This window comes from Pseudomonas sp. 3A(2025) (assembly GCF_054589175.1).
The window spans coordinates 156,182-181,635 of sequence record NZ_BAAILM010000034.1 but is presented as its reverse complement, the minus strand read 5'-3'; the positions used below and the strand labels follow the sequence as shown (position 1 = coordinate 181,635).

At 59.1% G+C, this 25,454-nt stretch carries 22 protein-coding genes; 16 read left to right on the top strand and 6 right to left on the bottom strand.

The features are described from left to right. Positions 1 to 14: 14 nt before the first annotated feature. Genes fmt through trkA form a run of 3 tightly spaced genes read left to right on the top strand, consistent with a single transcriptional unit; the run spans position 15 to position 3,691 of the window. The gene (gene fmt / locus ACYP2A_RS14750) at positions 15 to 959 is read left to right on the top strand and encodes a methionyl-tRNA formyltransferase (protein ID WP_459746003.1); all 945 of its coding nucleotides are present in this window, start codon (positions 15 to 17) and stop codon (positions 957 to 959) included. Next, the gene (rsmB, locus tag ACYP2A_RS14745; RefSeq protein ID WP_459746002.1) at positions 956 to 2,281 is read left to right on the top strand and encodes a 16S rRNA (cytosine(967)-C(5))-methyltransferase RsmB; all 1,326 of its coding nucleotides are present in this window, start codon (positions 956 to 958) and stop codon (positions 2,279 to 2,281) included. Before fmt ends, rsmB begins: the two co-directional genes overlap by 4 nt. 36 nt (positions 2,282 to 2,317) lie before the next feature. Further along, positions 2,318 to 3,691 carry a Trk system potassium transporter TrkA gene (gene trkA, locus ACYP2A_RS14740; RefSeq protein ID WP_459746001.1) on the top strand — a complete coding sequence of 458 codons (1,374 nt, stop codon included), beginning with the start codon at positions 2,318 to 2,320 and terminating at the stop codon, positions 3,689 to 3,691. A gap of 77 nt (positions 3,692 to 3,768) precedes the next feature. Here the strand turns inward: trkA and ACYP2A_RS14735 are convergent, their stop codons facing one another. The 3 genes from ACYP2A_RS14735 to ACYP2A_RS14725 form a co-directional block, all read right to left on the bottom strand. Further along, positions 3,769 to 4,683, bottom strand: a complete 915-nt coding sequence (locus ACYP2A_RS14735; protein WP_459745999.1) for an Abi family protein — start codon at positions 4,681 to 4,683, stop codon at positions 3,769 to 3,771. 214 nt (positions 4,684 to 4,897) lie between these two features. Beyond that, the gene (locus tag ACYP2A_RS14730) at positions 4,898 to 5,785 is read right to left on the bottom strand and encodes a lysophospholipid acyltransferase (RefSeq protein ID WP_459745998.1); all 888 of its coding nucleotides are present in this window, start codon (positions 5,783 to 5,785) and stop codon (positions 4,898 to 4,900) included. Between the two features lie 38 nt (positions 5,786 to 5,823). Next, positions 5,824 to 6,375 (bottom strand): DNA-3-methyladenine glycosylase I, encoded by a 552-nt coding sequence (locus ACYP2A_RS14725; protein ID WP_459745997.1) that lies wholly within the window; start codon positions 6,373 to 6,375, stop codon positions 5,824 to 5,826. Between the two features lie 80 nt (positions 6,376 to 6,455). Here ACYP2A_RS14725 and glyQ point away from each other — a divergent pair, with 80 nt between their 5' ends. The 8 genes from glyQ to ACYP2A_RS14685 all read left to right on the top strand — a co-directional run bounded on the left by glyQ (position 6,456) and on the right by ACYP2A_RS14685 (position 16,478). Further along, positions 6,456 to 7,403 (top strand): glycine--tRNA ligase subunit alpha, encoded by a 948-nt coding sequence (glyQ, locus tag ACYP2A_RS14720; protein ID WP_459745996.1) that lies wholly within the window; start codon positions 6,456 to 6,458, stop codon positions 7,401 to 7,403. Continuing rightward, complete coding sequence (glyS, locus tag ACYP2A_RS14715; RefSeq protein ID WP_459745994.1) at positions 7,400 to 9,454, top strand: glycine--tRNA ligase subunit beta; 2,055 nt, start codon at positions 7,400 to 7,402, stop codon at positions 9,452 to 9,454. The genes glyQ and glyS overlap by 4 nt, the downstream gene beginning before the upstream one ends. Positions 9,455 to 9,467: 13 nt before the next feature. Continuing rightward, positions 9,468 to 10,010, top strand: coding sequence for a D-glycero-beta-D-manno-heptose 1,7-bisphosphate 7-phosphatase (gene gmhB / locus ACYP2A_RS14710; protein WP_459745993.1), 543 nt, complete (start codon positions 9,468 to 9,470; stop codon positions 10,008 to 10,010). Between the two features lie 76 nt (positions 10,011 to 10,086). Further along, positions 10,087 to 10,857 carry a lysophospholipid acyltransferase family protein gene (locus ACYP2A_RS14705; protein ID WP_459745991.1) on the top strand — a complete coding sequence of 257 codons (771 nt, stop codon included), beginning with the start codon at positions 10,087 to 10,089 and terminating at the stop codon, positions 10,855 to 10,857. A gap of 257 nt (positions 10,858 to 11,114) precedes the next feature. Further along, positions 11,115 to 11,615, top strand: a complete 501-nt coding sequence (locus tag ACYP2A_RS14700) for a sigma-70 family RNA polymerase sigma factor (RefSeq protein WP_459745989.1) — start codon at positions 11,115 to 11,117, stop codon at positions 11,613 to 11,615. Continuing rightward, complete coding sequence (locus tag ACYP2A_RS14695; protein WP_459745986.1) at positions 11,612 to 12,571, top strand: FecR domain-containing protein; 960 nt, start codon at positions 11,612 to 11,614, stop codon at positions 12,569 to 12,571. The genes ACYP2A_RS14700 and ACYP2A_RS14695 overlap by 4 nt, the downstream gene beginning before the upstream one ends. Positions 12,572 to 12,670: 99 nt before the next feature. Further along, on the top strand, positions 12,671 to 15,115 hold the full coding sequence (locus ACYP2A_RS14690; protein ID WP_459745985.1) for a TonB-dependent siderophore receptor: 2,445 nt from the start codon (positions 12,671 to 12,673) through the stop codon (positions 15,113 to 15,115). Positions 15,116 to 15,239: 124 nt separating this feature from the next. After that, positions 15,240 to 16,478, top strand: coding sequence for a sensor histidine kinase (locus ACYP2A_RS14685; protein ID WP_459745982.1), 1,239 nt, complete (start codon positions 15,240 to 15,242; stop codon positions 16,476 to 16,478). Here ACYP2A_RS14685 and ACYP2A_RS14680 read toward each other — a convergent pair. Beyond that, complete coding sequence (locus ACYP2A_RS14680) at positions 16,465 to 18,711, bottom strand: putative bifunctional diguanylate cyclase/phosphodiesterase (protein WP_459745978.1); 2,247 nt, start codon at positions 18,709 to 18,711, stop codon at positions 16,465 to 16,467. The genes ACYP2A_RS14685 and ACYP2A_RS14680 overlap by 14 nt on opposite strands. Before the next feature lie 353 nt (positions 18,712 to 19,064). On the opposite strand from ACYP2A_RS14680, the gene ACYP2A_RS14675 reads away from it, so the two are divergent. From ACYP2A_RS14675 to ACYP2A_RS14655, 5 genes are all read left to right on the top strand, one after another. Then, positions 19,065 to 19,598 carry an RDD family protein gene (locus ACYP2A_RS14675; protein ID WP_459745976.1) on the top strand — a complete coding sequence of 178 codons (534 nt, stop codon included), beginning with the start codon at positions 19,065 to 19,067 and terminating at the stop codon, positions 19,596 to 19,598. Positions 19,599 to 19,630: 32 nt separating this feature from the next. After that, on the top strand, positions 19,631 to 20,269 hold the full coding sequence (locus ACYP2A_RS14670) for a hypothetical protein (protein ID WP_459745972.1): 639 nt from the start codon (positions 19,631 to 19,633) through the stop codon (positions 20,267 to 20,269). Positions 20,270 to 20,299: 30 nt separating this feature from the next. After that, positions 20,300 to 20,776, top strand: coding sequence for a hypothetical protein (locus ACYP2A_RS14665; RefSeq protein WP_459745969.1), 477 nt, complete (start codon positions 20,300 to 20,302; stop codon positions 20,774 to 20,776). An 86-nt stretch (positions 20,777 to 20,862) separates the two neighbouring features. Continuing rightward, a complete protein-coding gene (locus ACYP2A_RS14660; RefSeq protein ID WP_459745966.1) occupies positions 20,863 to 21,345 on the top strand; it encodes a DUF6985 domain-containing protein in 483 nt (160 codons plus the stop codon). A gap of 47 nt (positions 21,346 to 21,392) precedes the next feature. Further along, a complete protein-coding gene (locus ACYP2A_RS14655; RefSeq protein ID WP_459745964.1) occupies positions 21,393 to 21,848 on the top strand; it encodes a hypothetical protein in 456 nt (151 codons plus the stop codon). A gap of 75 nt (positions 21,849 to 21,923) precedes the next feature. Here ACYP2A_RS14655 and gyrB read toward each other — a convergent pair whose 3' ends face one another. Beyond that, positions 21,924 to 24,341: a DNA topoisomerase (ATP-hydrolyzing) subunit B gene (gene gyrB, locus ACYP2A_RS14650; protein WP_459745962.1), complete on the bottom strand. Its 2,418-nt coding sequence runs from the start codon at positions 24,339 to 24,341 to the stop codon at positions 21,924 to 21,926. A 4-nt stretch (positions 24,342 to 24,345) separates the two neighbouring features. Then, a complete protein-coding gene (gene recF, locus ACYP2A_RS14645) occupies positions 24,346 to 25,449 on the bottom strand; it encodes a DNA replication/repair protein RecF (protein ID WP_459745961.1) in 1,104 nt (367 codons plus the stop codon). Positions 25,450 to 25,454: the final 5 nt, after the last annotated feature.

Here is a 25,454-nt window from a genome sequence, read left to right as displayed (position 1 = left end):
TGAACGAGAAGTCCATGACTGAGCCACTGCGCATCGTTTTCGCCGGCACCCCGGAATTTGCCGCCGAACATCTCAAGGCCCTGCTCGACAGCCCGCATACGATCGTGGCGGTCTACACCCAGCCCGACCGCCCGGCCGGTCGCGGGCAGAAGCTGATGCCCAGCCCGGTCAAGCAACTGGCGTTGCAGCACGATATCCCGGTGTTGCAGCCGCCGACCCTGCGCGACGCCGATGCCCAGGCAGAACTGGCTGCCCTCAAGCCCGACCTGATGGTGGTGGTCGCCTATGGTCTGATCCTGCCGCAAGTGGTGCTGGATATCCCGCGTCTGGGCTGCATCAACAGCCATGCCTCCTTGCTGCCACGCTGGCGCGGCGCCGCGCCGATCCAGCGCGCTGTACAAGCCGGTGACGCCGAGAGCGGCGTGACCGTGATGCGCATGGAAGCCGGGCTCGACACCGGCCCGATGCTGCTCAAGGCGGTGACGCCGATCAGCGCCGAAGACACCGGCGGCACGCTGCACGATCGCCTCGCCGAACTCGGTCCCCCAGCGGTCTTGCAAGCCATTGCCGGGCTGGCCGACGGCTCGCTGGTCGGAGAAGTGCAGGACGACAGCCTGGCCACGTACGCCCACAAGCTGAACAAGGACGAAGCGCGCCTGGACTGGAGCCGTCCGGCCGAAGAGCTGGAACGCCTGATCCGCGCCTTCAATCCATGGCCCATCTGCCACAGCACGCTCAATGGCGAAGCGCTCAAGGTGCTGGCCGCCACATTGGCAGAAGGCCAAGGCGAGCCAGGCATCATTCTGGAGGCCAGCAAGGACGGCCTGCTGGTCGCCTGCGGCCAACAGGCGCTGCGCCTGACCCGCCTGCAATTGCCCGGAGGCAAGGCGCTGAGCTTTGCTGACCTGTTCAACAGCCGTCGCGAGAAATTCGCCAGCGGCACGGTGCTCGGCCAATGAACCCGCGTCTGGCCGCAGCCCGCGCCCTGGCTGCTGTATTGAGTGGCAAGGCATCGCTGAATAGCTCGTTACCGGCGCAACTGGACAAGGTCGAGGCCCGCGATCGCGGCCTGACCCAGGACCTGGCCTTCGGCACCGCACGCTGGCAGCCACGCCTGTCGGCGCTGGCAGCCAGACTGCTGCAAAAGCCCTTCAAGGCCGCCGATGCCGACGTCGAGGCCCTGTTGCTGGTCGGCCTCTACCAGTTGCTCTACAGCCGTATTCCCGCGCACGCGGCCATTGGCGAAACCGTGGGTTGCGCCGACAAGCTCAAGAAGCCCTGGGCCAAGGCCTTGCTCAATGCCGTGCTGCGCCGCGCCCAGCGTGAAAGTGAAGCCTTGCTGAGCGAGCTGGAACACGACCCGGTGGTGCGCACCGCCCATCCGCGCTGGCTGCAAAAAGCCCTCAAGGCCGCCTGGCCCGAGCAGTGGGAAGCGATCTGCGCGGCCAACAACGCGCACCCGCCGATGATCCTGCGCATCAATCGCCGGCATAAAACCCGCGACCAGTACCTCGACCTGCTGAAAACCGCCGGCATCGAGGCCGCCGCCAGCCCGTTCAGCCAGGACGGCATTGTGCTGACCGAGGCGCAGGACGTTCGTGAGCTGCCCGGTTTTGCCGAAGGCTGGGTCAGCGTGCAGGACGAAGCGGCGCAACTGGCTGCCGAACTGCTCGACCTGGCGCCAGGCCAGCGGGTGCTCGACGCCTGCTGCGCGCCGGGCGGCAAGACCTGCCACATTCTGGAAATCCAGCCAGCCCTGAGCGGTGTGGTCGCCGTGGACCTTGAAGCCAAGCGTCTGGTGCGGGTGCGCGAGAACCTCGACCGCTTGGGCCTTGATGCCGAACTGATCGCCGCCGATGGCCGCAACACCGCGCAGTGGTGGGACGGCAAGCCGTTCCAGCGCATCCTGCTCGATGCGCCATGCTCGGCGACCGGCGTGATCCGCCGCCATCCCGACATCAAGCTGACCCGCCAGGCCGACGACATTGCCGCGCTGGCCAGCCTGCAAGGCGAACTGCTCGATGCGCTGTGGCCGACCCTCGATGTGGGCGGCATCCTGCTGTACGCGACCTGCTCGGCGCTGCCGACCGAGAACACCGAGGTGATCGAAGCCTTCCTGGCCCGCACCTCCGGCGCCCGCGAGCTGGACATCGCCGGGCAACAGGGCCAGCCCGCTGCCGGCATCAAACAGCCGCATGGCCGCCAGTTGCTGGCCCAGGAGGGCGGGCACGACGGGTTCTATTACGCCAAACTGATCAAAATCGCCGCATCACCACAGTGATGGACGGACGTAGCGCATCTTCTTTGGAGTGACCGGTTGAAAATCATCATTCTCGGCGCGGGGCAGGTCGGCGGTACGCTGGCCGAGCACCTGGCCAGTGAGGCCAACGACATTACCGTGGTCGACACCGACGGCGACCGTCTGCGCGATCTGGGTGATCGCCTGGATATTCGCACCGTGCAAGGCAAGGGTTCGTTTCCGACCGTGCTGCGCCAGGCCGGCGCCGACGATGCCGACATGCTGGTGGCCGTGACCAACAGCGACGAAGCCAACATGATCGCCTGCCAGGTGGCCTACACGCTGTTCCACACCCCGACCAAGATCGCGCGGGTGCGCGAGTCGGCCTACCTGACCCGCGACGAGCTGTTCGACAACGATGCCATTCCGGTGGACGTGCTGATCAGCCCCGAACAGGTGGTCACCAACTACATCAAGCGCCTGATCGAATACCCCGGCGCCTTGCAGGTCATCGACTTTGGTGAAGGCAAGGCGCAACTGGTCGCGATCAAGGCCTATTACGGCGGGCCGCTGGTGGGCCAGCAACTGCGCCAGCTCAAGGCGCACATGCCCAACGTCGACACCCGCGTCGCTGCGATCTTCCGCCGCGACCGGCCGATTCTGCCGCAAGGCGATACGGTGATCGAAGCCGACGACGAAGTGTTCTTCATCGCTGCCAAGGCGCATATCCGCGCGGTGATGGGCGAAATGCGCCGCCTGGACGAAAACTACAAACGCATCGTGATCGCCGGTGGCGGCAATATCGGCGAGCGTCTGGCCGAGGCCATCGAAAGCCGCTATCAGGTCAAGATCATCGAAATGAACCCGGCGCGCTGCCGCTACCTCTCGGAAAACCTCAACAGCGCCGTGGTGCTGCAAGGCAGCTCGTCGGACCGCGACCTGCTGATGGAAGAAAACATCGGCGACACCGACCTGTTCCTCGCCCTGACCAACGACGACGAAGCCAACATCATGTCGTCGCTGCTGGCCAAGCGCATGGGCGCACGCAAGGTCATCACTCTGATCAACAACCCGGCCTATGTCGACCTGGTACAAGGCGGCGAAATCGACATCGCGGTCAGCCCGCAACTGGCAACCATCGGCACCCTGCTGGCCCACGTACGCCGTGGCGACATCGTCAGTGTGCATTCACTGCGCCGCGGCGCGGCAGAAGCCATCGAGCTGGTCGCCCATGGCGATGCCAAATCGAGCAAGGTCATCGGCCGCGCCATCAAGGACATCAACCTGCCCAGCGGCACCACCATCGGCGCAGTCATCCGCGACGAAGAAGTACTGATCGCCCACGACAGCACCGTGATCGAGTCAGGCGACCACGTGATCATGTTTTTGGTCGACAAGAAATACATCCGCGATGCAGAGCGGCTGTTTCAGGTGGGGTTGAGCTTTTTCTAAGGCTTGCGCGGCCTTGCAGGATCGGCCGGTCGGCCGTTTCTGCGGGGTATTTTCAAGCCATGTGTTCTTTTGAAGGCTTACCACCCCTTGGAATCTGTCTTCCATTTTTCAGGGAAGCCCATGAGCTGAAAATGCTCGATACCGTATTTATCCTCCATTCGCTCGAGTCGCATCTTGAACTCTTCGCTAAATCCTATCGCCTCCAACAAAATGTGGATCACCGTCAGCGAAGCAAAAACAGTACTGTTATCGCTTAATTTGATGGCTTTGAGCTTGAGATTTGTGGGGGAAACACCCGTTTTCACATCAAGGAATCGAGCGTGGTGAGCAGCCATATTGCGCAATACTGTCAGCGTATGGAGCCAGCTTTCAAAGACCTCAACCTGCGTTATGCCAAATTTTGAAGAGATTATTTTTCTATCCGCTGGATCCCTGAGCATGGCGAAAATTCTGGACCAGGTGCCCAGTGTGACGCACTCGCTCATGGCCCAACTTGGCGGCAAATAAGGATCGTCATAATTCTCGTAGTAAGCGGTCACAAACAGCCTTGAGGCTGCCTGTTCAAATCCGCTTTCAATTTTCGCCAGCATCTGCCCGATTCCGCTTTTTCGCTTCGGTGCAAAAAGGGCAGTGTTCAGATACCAATGAGCAGAGTATTTAAGGCTGAGCAGATTGCAAATCACCGTTCGAATAGCCACCTCAAGCCGTTCGACCGACTCCATGATGATGGTCCTCATCTCGCGATCACACTCATACCGATGACGGATCCTGGCGAATGTAGTACCAGGCCGGAAATTGCCGGTAGCAGGATCCTGCAACTGATACCAATAACCCTTCAGTCGAAAATGGCCTACATAAGTAATGTATTGCAACGCTAATACATCGTCTTCGACGATCAGACCCTGGGCTTTCAGCTTTACCAACAACGTTTGAGACGTCAGCGCCGTCTTGGTATAGGGACGCCTGACTATCGAGACTGCCTTCTTGGTCATAGTCAAATTCCGGGCAAAAAAAACCCGCCTTTTGCACGCCTGCTTGGAAGCAGGACCCTATCCGTTGGACAGGACGTGTGGCGAGTGTGTTGCGAGCAGGCTATCCATCGATGACAAGGGTGTCAACGAAGCCCTGAGAATTGTGACTGACGCATTTTGTAGGAGGATTCTTTATCAGCAGGCTCGAGGCCGGATCAAAGCGGCCGGGCAATTTTCAATACCAGCGCGCTTCCCCCGCCGGGCGTTTCTTGAAGCGTTTCATGCTCCACATGTACTGGCTCGGGTACGCCCGCACATACTTTTCCACCACCTGGCTCATGGCCGCCGCCGAGGTTTCGGTGTCGGTGCTGTACATCGCCTCTGGTGCCGCTTCGAGCACCACTTTGTAGCCCGAGCCATCCGGCAGGCGCATGGCGTGCAGGAAGACGCCGACTGCCTTGCCACCGGCAAGCATGTTGGGCACAAATTTGCTGGTCAGCGCCACGGTGCCGCAGAAGGGCACGAAGAGGCCGGCCGATTCGGCGGGTTCAGGATCGGCAGGAATACCGACCTGGCCGCCTTTGCGCACTTCCTTGATGACACTGATGATGCCCTCTTTGGTCGACGGCGCCACGCGGTTGCCCAGTTGCACGCGTTGCTTGCGCAGCAGGTCATCGACCGCCTTGAGCTTGGGCGGGCGGTAGAAAATGATCGGTTTGCACTGGCTGCAATAAAAATGGTTGAGCACTTCCCAGTTGCCCAGGTGGCTGGTGATGCCGACCACGCCCTTGCCCGAGGCCAGCGCGTCCTTGAGCACATCGAGGCCTTCGACTTCACGCACCAGGTCGATGGACTTCTGCGCCGGCCAGATCCAGGCGCAGGCGCTTTCGGTCAGGGTCTTGCCGATGTCCATCAGGCTGCGGCCGACCAGTTTTTCATGTTCGGCGGGGCTCAGTTCCGGGAAACATTTGGCCAGGTTGATGCGCACCACCTCGCGGGAGCGGTTGGGCAGTTTCCACATCAGCCAGCCAATCGCTGACCCTACGGCTTGCACAGCGCGCCACGGCAGCAGGGCAAACAGGCGCAACGCCCCGACCATCAAGGCGCCTTTGAATTTTTCCACAACTCATTCCCTCATGTTCAAGGCGGGCATTGTACCCGTCAGCGGCTTAAAACCGCGTAGCGATCGCAATCGGTGGTGTGGTCCATGACCATGCCGCTGGCCTGCATGAAGGCGTAGCAGATGGTCGGCCCGACAAAGGTGAAGCCGGCTTTCTTCAAGGCTTTGCTCATGGCCTCGGCTTCGGGAGTGATCGCCGGGACTTCGCTGCGGTCCTTGAAGTGGTTGATTTTCGGCGTCCCGCCGACAAACGACCACAGCAACCCGACCGGGTCCGGGTGCGCCAGCCAGGCGCGGGCATTGGTGCGTACCGCCTTGAGCTTGAGGCGATTGCGAATGATCGTCGCGTCCTGCATCAAGGCTTCGATCTCTTCGTCGGTCAATTGCGCCAGGCGCTCGGCATCAAAGCCGAACAACACTTCGCGATAACGCGCGCGGCGTTTGAGAATCGTGATCCATGACAGCCCGGCCTGGAACCCTTCGAGCAATAGCAGTTCGAACAGCCGGTGTGCGTCGCGCAGCGGCACGCCCCACTCGTGATCGTGATAAGCGATGTACAACGGATCTTCATTGCACCAAAAGCAGCGTGTCATACCCCTCCCACGGGCCGATGCGCGGCCGAATCGGGTATACTCCCCGCCTTTCGAATCGCAGCCCAGCACAGGTGAATTTTGTGAGCCAGCCTACGCCAGCCGTGCGTACCTTCCAAGACTTGATCCTCGCCCTCCAGCAATACTGGGCCGAGCAAGGTTGTGTGGTGCTTCAGCCCTACGATATGGAAGTAGGCGCCGGCACGTTCCACACAGCCACGTTTCTGCGCGCCGTTGGCCCGGAAACCTGGAATGCCGCCTACGTCCAGCCCAGCCGTCGTCCTACCGACGGCCGCTACGGTGAAAACCCCAACCGTCTGCAGCATTACTACCAGTTCCAGGTGGTGCTCAAGCCCAACCCGGACAACTTCCAGGAGTTGTACCTGGGCTCGCTCAAGCGCATCGGCCTCGACCCGCTGGTGCATGACGTGCGCTTCGTCGAAGACAACTGGGAATCGCCGACCCTGGGCGCCTGGGGTCTGGGCTGGGAAATCTGGCTCAACGGCATGGAAGTCTCGCAGTTCACCTACTTCCAGCAAGTGGGTGGCATCGAGTGCTACCCGGTGACCGGCGAAATCACCTATGGCCTTGAACGCCTGGCCATGTACCAGCAAGGCGTCGATTCGGTTTACGACCTGGTCTGGGCCGACGGCCCGTTCGGCAAGGTCACCTATGGCGATGTGTTCCACCAGAACGAGGTCGAGCAGTCGACCTACAACTTCGAACACGCCAACGTCGAGAAGCTGTTCGAGCTGTTCGATTTCTATGAAAGCGAAGCCGCGCGCCTGATCGAGCTGAACCTGCCGCTGCCAAGCTATGAAATGGTGCTCAAGGCCTCGCACACCTTCAACCTGCTCGATGCGCGCCGTGCCATTTCCGTGACCGCGCGCCAGCAGTACATCCTGCGCGTGCGCACCCTGGCCCGTTCGGTCGCCCAGAGCTACCTGCAATCGCGCGCCCGCCTGGGCTTCCCGATGGCAGCGCCCGATCTACGCGACGAAGTATTGGCCAAGCTGGAGGCTGCACAATGAGTGCTCAAGATTTTCTGGTCGAACTGGGCACCGAAGAGCTGCCACCCAAGACCCTCGGCAGCCTGGCCGACGCCTTTCGCGCCGGTATCGAGAAGGGCCTGCAAAGCGCCGGCCTGACCTACAGCGCCAGCCAGGTGTATGCCGCCCCGCGCCGTCTGGCCGTGCTGATCACCGGGCTTGCCGACCAACAGCCTGATCGCAGCGTGACCCTCGATGGCCCGCCGCGTCAGGCCGCGTTCGATGCTGAAGGCAACCCGACCCAGGCCGCCCTGGGCTTTGCCAAGAAGTGTGGCGTCGACCTGGCCGAGATCGACCAGAGCGGTCCCAAGCTGCGCTTCGTGCAAAGCATCGCCGGCAAGCCGACGCCGTCGCTGCTGCCGACCATCGTCGAAGACTCGCTCAACGACCTGCCGATCGCCAAGCGCATGCGCTGGGCAGCGCGCAAGGAAGAGTTCGTGCGGCCGACCCAGTGGCTGGTCATGCTGTTCGGCGACCAGGTTATTCCTTGCACGATTCTGGCCCAGACCTCTGGCCGTCACTCGCGCGGCCACCGCTTCCATCACCCGGAAGACGTGCGCATCAGCTCGCCGGCCGCTTACCTGACCGACCTGCGCGCCGCCTATGTACTGGCCGACGCAGTCGAGCGTCGGCAGATCATCGCCAAGCGCGTCGACGAGCTGGCCGCCCAGCAACAGGGCACAGCCATCGTGCCGCCGGAGCTGCTCGATGAAGTCACCGGCCTGGTCGAGTGGCCAGTGCCGCTGGTGTGCTCCTTCGAGGAGCGTTTCCTGGAGGTTCCACAGGAAGCCCTGATCACCACCATGCAGGACAACCAGAAGTATTTCTGCCTGCTGGACGCCGAAGGCAAGCTGCTGCCGCGCTTCATTACCGTGGCCAACATCGAGAGCAAGGACCCGGCGCAGATCATCTCGGGTAACGAGAAGGTCGTGCGTCCACGCCTGACCGACGCCGAGTTCTTCTTCAAGCAGGACAAGAAGCAGAAGCTCGAAACCTTCAACGAACGCCTGAAGAACGTAGTGTTCCAGGCCCAGTTGGGCAGCGTCTACGACAAGGCCGAGCGCGTTTCGAAGCTGGCCGCCTACATTGCCCCGCGCATTGGCGGCGATGCCGAGCGCGCCGCGCGTGCAGGCCTGCTGTCCAAATGCGACCTGTCGACCGAAATGGTCGGTGAATTCCCTGAAATGCAGGGCATCGCCGGTTATTACTATGCCAAGGCCGACGGCGAGGCTGACGATGTCGCCCTGGCCCTGAACGAGCAGTACATGCCACGTGGCGCCGGCGCCGAGCTGCCGACCACCGTGACCGGTGCCGCCGTGGCCATCGCCGACAAGCTCGACACGCTGGTGGGCATCTTCGGTATCGGCATGCTGCCGACCGGCAGTAAGGACCCCTATGCGCTGCGTCGTGCGGCACTGGGCATTCTGCGCATCCTGATCGACAAGAAGTTCGACCTCAACCTGATCGAGACCGTGAAGTACGCTGTCACGCTGTTCGGTGCCAAGGTCAAGGCCGCAGGGCTTGCCGAGCAGGTGCTGGAGTTCATCTTCGACCGCCTGCGTGCGCGTTACGAAGACGAAGGCATCGACGTTGCCGTGTACCTGTCGGTGCGTGCGCTGCAGCCGGCCTCGGCGCTGGACTTCGACCAGCGTGTGCAGGCCGTCCAGGCATTCCGTGCCCTGCCACAGGCCGCAGCGCTGGCGGCCGTGAACAAGCGCGTGTCGAACCTGCTGAGCAAGGCCGAGGGCCACATCGCCCAGACCGTCGAGCCCAAGTATTTCGACAACGCCAGCGAGTTCTCGCTGTACTCGGCCGTGCAACAGGCCGACCACGCCGTGCAGCCACTGGCCGCCGAGCGCAAGTACACCGAGTCGCTGGCGCGTCTGGCCAGCCTGCGCGATCCGGTCGATGCGTTCTTCGCAGCGGTCATGGTCAATGCCGAGGACGCCAACGTACGGGCCAACCGCTATGCGTTGCTGGCCCGCCTGCGCGGGCTGTTCCTGGGCGTTGCCGACATCTCGCTGCTGGGCTGAGAAGGGGTAGAGCGTGAAGCTGCTGATTCTCGATCGGGACGGAGTGATCAATCATGACTCCGACGCGTATATAAAGTCGCTGGAGGAGTGGGTTCCCATTCCGGGCTCTATCGAGGCCATCGCAGCACTGAGCAAGGCCGGCTGGACGGTGGCCGTGGCCACCAACCAGTCCGGCATTGCCCGAGGTTATTACGACCTGGCCACCCTGGACGCCATGCATGCGCAACTGCGCACGCTGGTAGCGGAGCAGGGCGGCGAGGTTGGCTTGATCGTCTATTGTCCACATGGCCCCGATGCGGGCTGTGAGTGCCGCAAGCCGTTGCCCGGCATGCTGCACACCATTGCCGGGCATTACGGCGCGACGCTTTCGGGCGTATGGTTCGTTGGTGACAGCAAGAGCGACCTGCAGGCCGCCCTGGCTGCCGAGGCGCAACCGGTGCTGGTGCTGACCGGCAAGGGCCGCAAGACACAGGACGGCAACGTGCCGGCCGGGACACTGGTTTTCGATGATCTGGCGGCCATTGCCAGAGAACTTATCCACAACCGTGCGCTATAACGCTACTTAGCGCCAATGGCCGGCAACACGCCGGCACGGGCAATCAACGGGCAACCGCCCCCAGGTAAAAGCAGGCATGTCGATCATCCAGACGCTCAGAATCTTTATCTTCTATGTGCTGCTCGGCGGCAGCGCCTTCGCCTGGTGCACCCTGAGCTTTTTCATCGCACCGTTTCTATCGTTCAAGGCCCGTTATCGTTTCATCAACGTCAACTGGTGCCGGTTTGCCCTGCTGCTGTCGCGGGTGCTGCTGGGCATCAGGATCAAGGTGACCGGCGAGCACAACATTCCCAAGACGCCCTGCGTGATCGTGTCCAATCACCAGAGCACCTGGGAGACCTTCTTTCTGTCGGCGTACTTCGAGCCGCTGAGCCAGGTGCTCAAGCGTGAGCTGCTGTACGTGCCGTTCTTCGGCTGGGCCATGGCCATGCTGCGGCCCATCGCCATTGACCGCTCCAACCCCAAGGCGGCACTGCGCGAGATTGCCCAGAAGGGTGACCAGTTGCTCAAGGACGGCGTCTGGGTACTGATCTTTCCGGAAGGCACCCGCGTGCCGTATGGCAAGGTCGGCAAATTCTCCCGTGGTGGCGCCGCGCTGGCCGTGAATGCCGAGCTGCCGGTCTTGCCGATTGCCCACAACGCCGGCAAGTACTGGCCCAAGGAAGGCTGGCACAAGACCCCGGGCACCATCGAGGTGGTGATCGGCGAGCCGATGTTCGCAGAAGGCACCGGCCCACGCGCCATTGCCGCACTGAACGACCGTGTACAGGCCTGGAACGAAGCCACTCAACGCGCCATGGGATCACCGGCAATCCCGATGTCGAACGACGAAAAAGTGCCTGCGTGAAATTGTGGATAACCTGTGTGCGAATTTTCCGAATAACGCGAATATCCTCTGTATCTGATTGATTTGGTTACTTATTTCAGCAGAGCATCAGCGAACTGAAAACGTGCATAAGTTTTTATGAGCATCTGGACCGGCCCTCTCCGAGGGCCGGTTTTTTTACGCCTGTTGTTTGTGCCCTGTTTGCGGGATTGCTCATTTGCATTTCACCGCCATAGAATTGCGATCAATTCTTAAATGCATTCAGGACGGACCGCCCGGTGCCCATCGAAACATCGCCTATCGATACGCTTTATCGCGATCATCACGGCTGGCTGCAGGGCTGGCTGCGCAAGCGCCTGGGCGATCACGAGCGCGCCGCCGACATCGCTCAGGACACTTTCCTGCGCCTGCTGGTCACCCGGCGCCTTCCCGGCATCGATGAAGGGCGCACGTACCTGGCGCAAATCGCCCGTAATCTGGTGATCGACCAGTGGCGCCGCCAGCGTATCGAACAGGCGTATCTGGACAGTCTGGCTCACCTGCCCGAACCGCAATCACCGTCGCTGGAAACCCGTGCACTGGTGATCGAAACACTGATGCAGATCGACAGCATGCTCGACGCCATGCCGGCGCGGGTGCGCGAGGCGTTCTTGCTGTCACGCTTCGAAGGCCTCGACTACGCGCAAATCGCCGAGCGCTTGCAGGTCAGCGTCAGTTCGGTGCAGAAGTACATGCTGCGCGCGATCACCGCCTGCTATCAGGTGCTGTACGCCGAATGAGCCGCCTGCGTGAAGCGCCCATCGCGCCGGCCATCGTCGAGCAGGCCAGCCACTGGTTGATGCTGCACTGGAATGGCGAACTCGACCCCGAACAACAGCGCCGCTTCAACGAATGGCAAGCCGCCGACAGCGAGCACCGCCGCGCCTGGCAGCGCTTCGAGCAGTTACAAGGCACCCTGGCGGGTGTGCCGGTCGACACGGCGCGCTCGGTATTGCGCCAACAGCCCGATGCGCGCAAGCGCCAGACCCTCAAGCTGCTGGGCTTGTTGCTGGTGGCCGGTGGTACTGGCTACCTGGCGCAGAGCCACTTACCCTGGCGTGAAGCCATGGCCGACCTGCGCAGCGACACCGGCATGCGCCTGAACCAGACGCTGGCCGATGGCAGCCAGTTGAGCCTGAACAGCGGCACGGCAGTGGATATTCGCTTTAGCGCCCGCGAGCGGCGTATTCGCCTGCTCAGCGGCGAAATCCTCCTGCAAAGCGGCCATGATCCGGCGAACCGGCCGTTGATCGTAGAGACTGCCGCGGGTGAAATCCAGGCACTGGGGACACGCTTTTCGGTTTATGAAATCGATGGCGGCAGCCGGGTCGAGCTGTTCGAAGGCGAACTGGAACTGCGCCCGTATCAAGCGTCCAGGGCACGCCTGCACGCCGGTCAGCAGTGCTGGTTCAATGCCGGGCGGCTGGGCCAGATCGTGCCGGCCAACCTTGATGCCATTGCCTGGACACAAGGTCGACTGGTGGCCGAGCGCATGCCACTGGGGCAGTTCATCAGCGAACTGTCGCGCCATCGTCCCGGCGTGTTGCGCTGCGATCCGGCCGTGGCCAACCTGCCGCTGACCGGCGTATTTCCACTGACCGACACTGATCGCGTGCTGCTGGCGTTGCAGCAGTCGTTGCCGGTTGAAGTCCACAGCATGACCCGTTATTGGGTGACGGTGCGGGCCCGGGCATAACGGGCCGAAAAATTTTCACAGCCGCCTTTGTCGGTTTCGCTCGCTCGTTCGGGATACCTCTTGAAATCATCAAGAAGCCTTCGTCAGAGGATATCCAGAGTGCCGCATCTGCCCGCCACACCGCGTTCACGACTCAGTCTTTGTGTGCGTCATGCACTGTTCAGCAGCCTGTTGGCCGCCGCACCGACCTTGCCGGTGTCCGCCGCCAGCGAGCCGGCTGCCAGCCGCGAACAGACCCGCGCCTATGCCATTCCTGCCGGTAATCTGGATCAGGCCCTTAATCGCTTCGCCAGCGAGTCGGGGATTCTGTTGTCGGCCGACGGGCAGCTTACGGCGGGTAAACGCAGTGCAGGGCTGAGTGGCAGTTACGGGGTAGGGGAGGGTCTGGCGCGGTTGCTGGCGGGCACCGGGCTGCGGGCGATCAATGTGGGCGGTAATTATGCGCTGGCGGTCGCGGTAGAGGCGCAAGGGGCGGTGGAGTTGGGGGTCACCCGTATTCAAGGCGCAGGTCTGGAAACCCAGAGTGAAGGCAGCGGCGCCTATACCTCGTCGCGTCCGTCGAACACGGCCACCAGACTGGGTCTGAGCCTCAAGGAAACCCCGCAGTCGGTCACGGTCATTACCCGGCAACGACTCGATGACCAGAAGCTTTCCAGCATCACCGAAGTGCTGGACGCGACCGTTGGCGTAAGCACGTTCAACCAGGGCATCGGCACCGATCTGGATCAGCCGTATTCTCGCGGTTTCATGATTTCCAATTACCTGGTCGATGGCCTGCCCAAGTCCTCGAGCAAAATGTTCAGCCTCCAGGCCTCGACCGCGATGTTCGACCGGGTCGAAGTGGTCCGCGGTGCCACCGGGCTGATGAGCGGCATGGGAAGTCCCGGCGCGTCGATCAATATGGTGCGCAAGCGTCCCACCGCCCAGAATCAGGCCAGTGTCAGCGCCGAGGCAGGCAGTTGGGATCACTATGGCGTAGGCACTGACGTTTCCGGCCCGCTCAACAGTTCCGATACGATTCGCAGCCGTTTGGTACTCGACCATAAGGATCAGAACAGTTGGCTGGATCGTTACGAAAGCCGTGCGGAACTGGCCTACGGTATCACCGAGTTCGACCTCAACGACCAGACGCTATTGAGCATCGGTTTCAGCTACCAGAGCAATGACAATGAGCAGCCCCTGCGCAGTGGCGTGCCGCTCTATTACTTGAATAACTACAGCAACGGCGCCCGGATCCATCTGCCCCGCTCTTATAACAATGCACCGGACTGGAGCTATTACGACACCCGTCAGAGTAACCTTTTTGTGTCGCTGGACCACGCATTTGCCAACGGCTGGAGTGGCAAGGTAGAGGTCAGCCGCAGTCGCAATGAGCAGGATGCGATTTCCTATTACCAGTATGGCGAGATCGATGCCGCTACCGGGCTGGGCAGCAGTATCACGCCCGCCAAATGGGTCGAGACCAATACGGTGAACAGCCTGGATGCTTATGCCACCGGCCCGTTTTCACTGCTGGGCCGTGAGCATGAACTGGTTGCAGGAATCGCCTTGTCGCACACCGATATCAAGTCGGATAACTATGGCTGGCTGTACAGCTGGAACAGCAACTACGACGGTACTCTGGGCAGTATCTGGGACTGGGACGGCAGTGGTGCCAACCGGCCCGCGTTCAACCGCACAGGCAAAACCGATACTGAAGAAACCCAATACAGCGCCTACCTCACTTCGCGCTTCAATCTTACCGATGCCACTCACTTGATTGTCGGCTCGCGGGTCATGGACTGGAAACGCAATGCGCAAACCGTCTCCACTGCCGGAGTCCGCAGTAAACAGGAAAAAACCGAAAGCGGTGTTGTCGTGCCTTTTGCCGGCTTGATCTATGACCTGGACGATACCTGGTCGCTGTACGGCAGCTATACGCAGATTTTCAATCCACAAAGCGCCACGGCACGGGATATCAACAACAGCCCGCTTGATCCGGAAGAGGGCACCGCCTACGAGGCAGGCATCAAGGCGGCCTTCAACGACGGGCGACTCAATGCCAACCTGGCGCTGTTCAGGGTCGAGCAGGACAACGTTGCCGAGTACGACGCTACCATCAGCGCCTACCGCTCGCTGCAAGGCATCACCACTGAAGGCGTGGAGCTGGAAGCCAACGGTGAGTTGAGCGAAGGCTGGAATATTGCGGGTGGCTACGCCTACAGCCTGAGCGAAGACGCACAGGGCAATCGGGCGATGAGCCGTATTCCCAGGCACAACGTCAAAGGCTTCACCACGTATCATCTGTCTGGCACGCTGGATAAGCTCACCGTGGGTGGCGGATTCAACTGGAAAAGCCGCTATGGCTTCGAGGGCGAAGGCTACCCAGAGCAGGGCAGCTACATGCTGATCAGCGCCATGACGCGGTATGAGATCAGCAAGCAACTGTCTGCGACCTTGAACGCCAACAACCTGCTCGATAAAAAATACTACGCCTCGATTACCGACAACGGCGTGTATGGCGAACCGAGGAACCTGATCCTTTCACTCAAATATTCATTCTGAGCCTGATACCTGACTCGGCATACCGGTATGTTCCACGTGGAACATATCGACTCCCGCCCTTGCTAGACTCCTCGTTGTCCCGATCGCATGTTGCTGTCGCCACGGTTCCGCGAGGAAGTCGCTTATGTTTGAGTTTTTGACCGACAACCGCTTCATGCCGCATGGGCATTGTTATTTCTGGCGGCCTGATCTGTTGTGGGCCAATGTGCTGTCCGACAGTCTGATTACCCTGAGCTACATCAGCATTCCGCTGGCGTTGATCTACTTCATCCGCAAGCGCAAGGATATGCCGTTCGACTGGATGTTCGTGGCGTTCGGGGTGTTCATTCTGGCGTGTGGCGCAACGCATGTGATGGAAATCATCACCATCTGGCATCCGTACTACTGGATCGCAGCCATGCTCAAGGTCATCACCGCCAGTGCCTCTGTGCTGACGGCAATCATGCTGGTCAGATTGATTCCGGTGGCATTGAAGATTCCCAGCCCCAGGCAACTGGCTCAGGTCAACGATGAGTTACGCGCCGCGCAAGCGGAGCTGGTGACCACGGCGCGCCAGGCGGGGATGGCCGAGATTGCCACCAATGTTCTGCACAACGTCGGCAATGTACTCAACAGCGTGAACGTGTCGGCGCAGGTGCTGCGCGATAAGGTGCGTACCTCGAAAGGCCAGGGCGTGTCGAAGGTCGTGCAGTTGCTTAACGAGCATGCACACGACATGGGCGAGTTCATGGGCAACGATCCGAAAGGGCGGATGCTGCCCGATTACCTGAGCAAGCTGGCCGAGGCGCTGGCGGCGGAGCAACAGAGCATGCTCGATGAGCTGGCGCTGCTGACCAAGAGCATCGATCACATCAAGGATATCGTCGCCACCCAGCAATCGTATGCCGGCACATCGAGTCTGATGGAGCCGGTGCTGTTGCGAGATCTGATCGAGGATGTGGTGCGCATCTGCGACGTGTCGCTGGCACGCCACACCATCACCCTGGTCAAGGATTTCAACGATGTGCCGCCGATCAATCTGGACAAGCACAAGGTACTGCAGATTCTGGTCAACCTGATCAACAACGCCAAGCAGGCGCTGGAGCCGGTCAATGATCGGCCCAGCGAGATCATTTTGCGCCTGGAGAGTGCCAGCGAGGGGCAAGTGCGCATTGTGGTGCAGGATAACGGCGAGGGTATTTCGTCCGAGAATCTGGGGCGGGTCTTCGAGCATGGCTTCACCACGCGCACTTCAGGCCATGGCTTTGGCCTGCACAGTTGCATTCTGGCGGCCCACAGCATGGGCGGTGATCTGATTGCGCACAGTGAAGGTCAGGGCCAGGGTGCAACATTTACCCTGGTGCTGCCCCTTACTCAAGGTTGATATGACCCTCGCTCAATAGCTCGGCAGCATGCTGGCTGTTCACGGCTTCACTAAAGTAGTAGCCGTGGGCAGCCACGGTGGCGCCGGTGGAGATCAGGGTCTTTTTCTGTTCAAGGGTTTCCACGCCCTCGGCGATCACACCAATGCCGACCTCGTTGGCGAAATTGATGATGGTTCGTAAAGTGATCGCGCTATTGAGGTCGTCGCGGGCGTGGGTGACAAAGGCAGGTGCCAGCTTGAGACGGTTGACCTTGTAGGTCTTGAGGTAATCGAACGATGAATAGTCGGTGCCGAAATCGTCGATGGCGACCTTGATGCCCAACCGGCGCAACGCGGGCAGTACGTCATTCTGGGTCCACTTGGTGTGGGCCAGGGTGGCTTCGGTGACATCGAACTCCAGATCCGACGGTTTCAGCCCCCAGCGATTGAGCGTCTGTAATACCTCGTTGACCAGCTCATTGCCACGCTTCAGCTGGGTCAGCGACAGATTGACGGAAATGATCGGCGGCGCCACCTCCTGATCCTGCCACTCACGCATCTGTTTGCAGGCCTGATTCAATACCCACTGACCCAACGCAACGATGGTGCCGACCTTCTCGGCCTCGGCCATGAACGCGCTGGCATCGAGCAAGCCGCGAGTCGGGTGATGCCAGCGCAGCAAGGCTTCCATACCCAGAATCGCCCCCGAATGCAGATCGACTTCAGGCAGATAGAACAGCTCAAGCTGATCACTGATCAAGGCCTGTTTGAGCTCGGCAATCAAAGTGATGCGGTCCATGACCTCCTGATTGATGTCCTCGGAATGGAAGTGGTACTGGTTGCGGCCCATTTCCTTGGAACGGTACAGGGCCATGTCGGCCTGGCCGAGTAACGACTCGGCACTGATGCAATTGGCAGAATAGGTGCTGATGCCGATGCTCGACGACACATAAAGATCGTGGCCATCCAGATGATAGGGCTGCATCAGCGCGCTGCGCAGTTTGATCGCAAGCGCGGCAGCATTCGCCGGGTCGCCCATTTCCAGTTGCAGGATCGAAAACTCATCGCCGCCCAGGCGCGCCACAACGTCACTTTCGCGCGTGCAGTGCATCAGCCGCCGGGCGGCTTCCTGCAGCAGCAAATCGCCGACGGCGTGGCCCAGCGTGTCGTTGATCCGCTTGAAGTGATCCAGGTCGAGATAGAACACGGCAAACGACATCGCACCACGTTCGGCCGCTGCAAACGCATGGCGCAGGCGCTCCATCAGAGTCGAGCGGTTGCACAACCCGGTCAGGCTATCGGTGCGCGCCAACAGCGAGATCTTGTCTTCGGCCAGCTTGCGCTCGGTAATATCGATGATGATGCCTTCGATTTCCAGCAGCCGGCCGTTGGCATGGCGCACCGGTACATAGCGGTTTTCGACCCAGCGATATTGACCGTCACCGGTGCGCAGGCGAAATTCGATCGAAGCACCCTGGGCGTCCTTGTCGAGCACCAGCCCCATGGTTTCGTTGACCTTGAACTGGTCGTCGGGATGGATCAGTTGCTGGGTCCAGTCAGGCGAGTTGAGCAGGTCTGCGCGCTGGTGGCCGAACTTGGTGATGTTGTGCGAAATGTACATCAGCGGAAACGACGGCTGGCCGCGCAGGCGGTACAGAATCGTCGGGCTGTTCTGCACAATGATGTTGGCATCGGACAGGTCGCGGGTACGCTCCTCGACGGCTTGTTCGAGCAGGTTGAGCTTGGCCTCGGCTTCGCGGGTCATCTGCCATTTGACCGTCATGGCGCGGGCCATCTGCACGATCTCGATGGGGTCGAACGGCTTCTTGAGAATCAACAGGCGGTCGCCCATATCAACCCGAGCGCTCATCTCGTCCAGCGAATAATCGGAGTAGGCGGTGCACAACGCGACCTGCAACCGTGGGTCAACCTGCCACAAGCGCTCCAGCGTCTGCAAACCGTCCCAGCCAGGCGGCATGCGCATATCGATGAAGGCGAGGGCGTAAGGTCGGCCTTCGGCAAGGGCCTGCTCAAGCCTGGCCAGCGCTTCCTGACCTTGATACGCAGAGTCCAGCTCGAATGCCGTTGCAGCCGGTACTGCCGGAGTACCTGAACCGAACAGCAGTTCTTCGGCCTCGGCCAATGCATCGGCACTGCTGTCGTCAGGGCAGAGAATCTTGCGGAAGTCCGCATGAATCGACGGTGTGTCGTCGATGATCAGAATGCGCCGGTTGGCCATGGTTTCGCAGGTCATAACCGGCTGCTTTGTCGGCATTACATCATTCATGCGGCTACTTCCTGATCTTCCATGGACTTGATACATCGCGCATGAGTTGCTTATAGCGTTATGCACAGAATAGTAGCATGTGATGTTGTTGGCACCGGTATCGCTGCCTTCTGGCGCCCCCCGTATGGCCTGCAGCGCTGTTTGAAGGCCCGGGGAACTCTGTGACCTGGCTCACAGTTACGGCCAAGCGCGGGAATTTTCCGGCAAACAGGCGGTCTTTTTATTGCCGCTTATACATTCAGCCAGCCTGAATACACTCAGCGGGCGATTCGCGCCCCGCGCCTTATTAATGGATTAATCATGCTTGCCACGCCAAGGACATGGCCGACTTTGTACGGCCTGATTTCAAGCCCCCGTATTGTCCTGCCACGGCCAGCCGAAAGATCCCTCATTCGGTACTTATCGACATGACCGCATTGACCCAGCAATACCCGGCCTCATCCTACGATCTGGCAAGTCCTTTGAAACGCTTCTACGCCGTCATGATTGATGTAGGGATTGCTCATGTCATTTTTATCACTGCTGAATTAATCATCAGGTGGATTGGCCCATTATTTTCTCCCGAAATTTCGCCTTCACTCGTCCTGATGATAATGATGAGCCCTTGGCTTTTTTCGTACCTGTATCTTGTATTCGGTGATGCACTGCCAGGTGGCCAAAGCGTGGGCAAGCGCGTGATGAAGATTGCCGTTGTCGGTTTCCCGTTCGAGATGAACTGCACGGTCTTTCAATCGGTGTTGCGTAACCTGCCAAAGGTGCTGTTTAGTTTGCTGGACGCTATTTTCTTATTCTTCGGGCATCGGCGGCGCTTTGGCGACATGCTGGCAGGCACGATTGTGGTCAATAGCAAGTGATGTTCATAAAAATCGATAGGTAAGCTTTGATTATGGATCGCAGAGTCAATGATCTCCTGAATAGTATTCCTGAACATGCCGATTATGCGGCTGATCCAGGAGAGCTGGACGCAGAGGATATTCCACAGGACAGAATGGAGGCGGTAAAGGATCTGCTTTCTCACACAGACGATGAGGTGCGTTTTCTGGCTGCGAAATTATTGACCAGCTGGGGTGTGCATGAGGCGCTTATTGCTTTGGAAAAAAGTATGACAAGGCCCGATGTTATCGAGGGTATCTATTCTCATAGACTGCATGGGTATGATGATACTTATCGGCATATTCTCATGGCAGTGACTATGTATTTTGCCCACTCGGCAGACAGGGGAGAAAAAGAGTTGGCAAGAACTCAAATATTCTCAATGGTGTTGAAGATAATCACATTGGCGAACAACAGACCCTTCGAAATAGCCAATGCGTTGAGTTTTATAAAACACCAACACTGTCTCGAGTACCTACCTGCTATTGAGCAACACCTCGCCTCAATCATTGACCACCCTGACATTCATCGCTGGAAGATTTATGATGCCATCGAATTCCTGATGGATTTCAACCGTGAGTTTGTGATGGCATTGCTGAAAGAGAAAAACAGGACGATTGATGACTTCAGGCCAAACGCTCAGGGCGGGTAATCATTGCCAACACTGGACGATAGGTGAATCATGCAACTATTCAAAAACCAGCCAAGGTGTGACTTATATAGTACTGAAGTGATCACCTCACCCACGCTCAGGTTTCTGAAATTATATGATGATACCGTTGACTACTTACAGGTTCTCAACCGAAGCGGCTACTGTGGCGTCAGTATTGAGCGGATTAACATGCTACGCCTTATCGTAGATTTAAGGCGTGATGGATTTAACGCTTCCAGCATACCTGTCTGTTACAAGAGTGCTTCACTGCTTACTCGTCAGGCGTGCTTCGCCCTTGCAGAAAACTATGCGAGTAGTCAAGGTTTTAGCATCTTGGCGGACGTTTTTCAGAAGCTTGAAATTCCTATCTACCATACCTTTAGCATCATTCAGCGTAGTGAAGAGAAGGCCGGAGGTATCGTTCGCGTGGATCGCCTGGATGGACATATCTGGACGATGCTGGAGTTTGAAGAATACATGCATGATTACAACGGAGTGCTTTTGTGAATCACACATCGGACACTTACTGATTGTAACGGTCCGATAGTGAGAGTCAGGATATCGATTCAACCAGTAAATCATAGGAGCCATGCATGAGCTCAGTAATAGATCCCGTTTTTGGAGAGCTTTGTTTCGACGATGTCTGCACAGGCCACTGTGAGATTGTTTTATACGGCCAGCTATTATCGGTAACTCTGGTTATCCAGACCTTTGATGATGACCCGATAGCTGAAACCCAGCGGCTGGCTTTTCGCGAATTCAACTCACACAAAGTGTCTATCGGCAGGGCGGTCGAGGCCGCTATTTTCGATCACTACTGCGCTCATCTTGAAGCCTATCGAAATGGTTTCGACGCCAATGAAGTGGACGCCAAGGCGCCCGTCATCAGCCAGCCTGGCGACCTGAAAAATCTTGTTTCTCTCACCGAGATCAAAGTCATGTCGGCTTTCGATACTGAAGCGCGTCAGATCGGCTTTATCTTCGATGCTACGTTTGATCCGGAACTGGGCCTGGGCGTGCTGGTTGTCGACGGCAGGGTGACGGAGGTCGACGTTCAGGATTTTCTACTGGGATAGTTTTTTCTTTCCAAAAGAATTATTCACAATCAAGAAGCGGAGCCTGTATGGACTCTTTTGAAGATTCACCCGAAGCCTTGCTCGCACGCCGCGTAGAGGGCTTCGATGCATTCAGAGCCGAGCGCTTGCCCGTGCTGCATGAATTTTGTAAAAGCCTGGGGTTTGATGAACCCCATGAAGTACTGATTCATCCCGAGAAGTTTTTACCGCTGCTGGACAGTGGCTTCAGGCACTCGGTGATCAGTGACGAAAACAGGGTGTGGTTCATTACGCGTATCGGCTACTTCATCGGCGAGTATCTGATCGGTCGTTACGCGGGTTGTTGGCTGTTGGACACCGCACCGGAGTCGCCATCGTTCGCCAGATATGTAGTGGGAGACTTTTCGTTTGGGGACGAGATTGATTCGGTGATCGATCCTTTCGAGATTGCACAGGGTTATGCGGATTCGCCTGTGCCTCGTGGATTGGGACAGGCAATCGAAGAGAGACTGCTCAGGCGGTGAGGGTAGTGCGATAAACAAAAAGCCCCCGGCAGCATAACTGTCGGGGGCCTTCCCGGCTAAAGCCGGTCCTACAAATCAGAAGTCCAGGTTCGACACTGCCAGCGCGTTGCTCTCGATGAAGTCACGGCGCGGTTCTACGGCGTCGCCCATCAGGGTGTTGAAGATCTGGTCGGCGCCGATGGCGTCTTCGATCGTCACCTTGAGCATCCGGCGTACGCTTGGGTCCATGGTGGTTTCCCACAGCTGGTCCGGGTTCATCTCGCCCAGTCCTTTGTAGCGCTGAATGGTGTGGCGCTTGGTGCTTTCGGTCATCAGCCATTCAAGCGCTTGCTTGAACTCGGTAACCGGTTTCTTGCGTTCGCCACGCTGAACGTAGGCGCCTTCTTCAAGCAGCGAGCTGATCTGTGCACCGAGCACGGTGACGGTCCGGTAGTCGTTGCTGCCGAAGAAGTCACGGTTGAAGGTCACGTAGCTGGAAAGGCCGTGGGAGATCAATTCGACTTCCGGCAACCAGACGTTGCGCTCGCGGTCTTCGCGCAGGCTGGCTTTGTAGGCCAGGCCCGATTTTTCGACGGTGCGCAGGCGCGCGTCGAACTTGGCCAGCCAGTCTTGCATGGCGGCGTGATCGGACAATTGCTCCAGCGTCACGGCAGGCAGGTAGACGAAGTGCTCGGTCAGTTCCTGAGGGTACAGGCGCGACAAACGCTTGAGCGTCTTCATCACGGTGCGGAACTCGTTGACCAGACGCTCCAGCGCTTCGCCGGAAACGCTTGGCGCCGAGTCGCTGAGGTGCAGGCTGGCGTCTTCCAGGGCCGACTGGGTCATGTATTCTTCCATGGCCTCGTCGTCCTTGATGTACTGCTCCTGCTTGCCTTTCTTGACCTTGTACAGCGGCGGCTGGGCGATGTAGATGTAGCCACGCTCGATCAGTTCCGGCAACTGACGGAAGAAGAAGGTCAGCAGCAGGGTACGGATGTGCGAACCGTCGACGTCAGCATCGGTCATGATGATGATGTTGTGATAGCGCAGCTTGTCGATGTTGTACTCTTCGCGACCGATACCGCAGCCCAGTGCAGTGATCAGCGTACCGACCTCCTGAGACGAGATCATCTTGTCGAAGCGTGCTTTCTCGACGTTGAGGATCTTGCCCTTCAGCGGCAGGATGGCCTGGGTTCTGCGGTTACGGCCTTGCTTGGCCGAGCCACCCGCAGAGTCACCCTCGACCAGGTACAGTTCGGAAAGAGCAGGGTCTTTCTCCTGGCAGTCGGCGAGTTTGCCCGGCAGGCCGGCGATGTCCAGCGCGCCTTTGCGGCGGGTCATCTCACGGGCCTTGCGCGCTGCTTCACGGGCACGGGCAGCGTCGAGCATCTTGCCGACCACGGCCTTGGCTTCGTTCGGGTTTTCCAGCAGGAAGTCGGAGAAGTATTTGCCCATCTCCTGTTCTACTGCGGTCTTGACCTCGGACGACACCAGCTTGTCTTTGGTCTGCGAACTGAACTTTGGATCGGGTACTTTTACCGAGATGATCGCGGTCAGGCCTTCACGGGCATCGTCGCCGGTGGTCGCGACCTTGTGCTTCTTGGCCAGGCCTTCCTGCTCGATGTAGTTGTTCAGGTTACGCGTCAGGGCCGAGCGGAAGCCCACCAGGTGCGTACCGCCATCGCGCTGAGGAATGTTGTTGGTGAAGCACAACAGGTTCTCGTTGAAGCTGTCGTTCCACTGCAGGGCAATCTCGACACCCACGCCATCGTCGCGCTGGACGTTGAAGTGGAAGACCTGGTTGACCGCAGTCTTGTTGGTGTTCAGATATTCGACGAAGGCACGCAGGCCGCCTTCGTACTTGAACATTTCTTCTTTGCCGGAGCGTTCGTCCTTGAGCAGGATACCGACACCGGAGTTGAGGAACGACAGCTCACGAATCCGCTTGGCGAGGATGTCCCAGCTGAAGTGAATGTTCTTGAAGGTTTCAGCCGAAGGCTTGAAGTGGATCTGGGTACCGGTGGTTTCGCTTTCGCCAACGATTTTCATCGGCTCTTGCGGTACGCCATGAACGTAGGTCTGTTCCCAGAGCTTACCGCTGCGACGCACGGTCAGCATCAGGTGTTCCGAGAGGGCGTTGACCACCGACACACCCACGCCGTGCAGACCGCCGGAGACCTTGTAGGAGTTGTCGTCGAATTTACCGCCGGCGTGGAGCACGGTCATGATGACCTCTGCCGCCGAAACGCCTTCTTCTTTATGGACGTCGACCGGGATACCGCGGCCGTTGTCGCGCACGGTAATCGATTCGTCTGGGTGAATGATGATACTGATGTCGTCGCAATGGCCGGCCAAAGCTTCGTCGATCGAGTTATCAACCACCTCGAACACCATGTGGTGCAGACCGCTGCCATCGTCTGTATCGCCGATGTACATCCCGGGACGCTTGCGTACGGCATCCAGTCCTTTCAACACTTTAATGCTGGAGGAGTCGTACGTTTGGTTTTCGCTCATGCAATCACTCCCGATGGTCGTGGGTCTGGCTGATACGGCCATGTTCCACGTGGAACACAGCAACTGGCGTTTCCGTCTGCCAGCCTTCGATCAAAAATTGGTGGTCTACACAGGTGATGAACACCTGGCAGCGTAAGTCTTCCAGCAAGCGACAAAGCGCCTGGCGGTGGTGGTCATCCAGTTCGGAGGGCAGGTCATCCACCAGGTAGATGCATTGCCCTCGACGCGCCTGGCTGACGAGGTGCCCTTGAGCGATGCGCAATGCACAGACCACCAGCTTCTGCTGGCCGCGAGACAATATGTCTGCCGCGTTGTGTGCTCCGAGCCTCAGGCGTAAGTCCGCTCGTTGAGGTCCGGCCTGGGTATGGCCTATCTGCCGATCGCGCTGCAAGGATGAAGCGAGCACCGTGCTCAGCTCTTTTTCCTTGTCCCAGCCGCGGTAGTAGCTAAGGGTCAGACCTTCGAGCTCGACAAGCTCGCTCAATGTCTTTTCAAAAACCGGTTTCAGCACCTTGATATAAGCACGCCGAAACTCGTCAATTTCATCGCTGGCCAGGCACAATTCCCGGTCCCATGCCGCTTGCGAAGCGGTGTCGAGTGTACCATGCCGCAGCCATGAGTTCCGCTGCCGCAGGGCTTTCTGCAGGCGCTGCCAAGTGGCCATGAAGCGAGGTTCCACGTGGAACACTCCCCAGTCCAGAAACTGCCGACGAATCTTCGGAGCGCCTTCCAGCAGCCGAAAACTGTCCGGGTTGATCAGTTGCAGCGGCAGGGTTTCAGCCAGTTGCGCCGTGCCGCGCGCGTTTTGACCGTCGATACGGATCTGAAATTCCCCATGCCGATCGCGAGAAATACCCAGGTTGCTATGACCACCTTCAGCCAGTTCGACCTGACCGAAGACCGTGCAACTGGGTTGCTCGTACTGGATGACCGGTAGCAAACGGCTGCTGCGAAACGAGCGTGCAAGACCCAACAGGTGAATGGCTTCCAGCACGCTGGTTTTGCCACTGCCATTGGCGCCGTGGAGAATGTTGATACGCGGGGAGGGAGAGAAGGTCACCGGGTGCAGATTGCGCACCCCGGTGACCGAGACGCGACTGAGAGACATCAGGC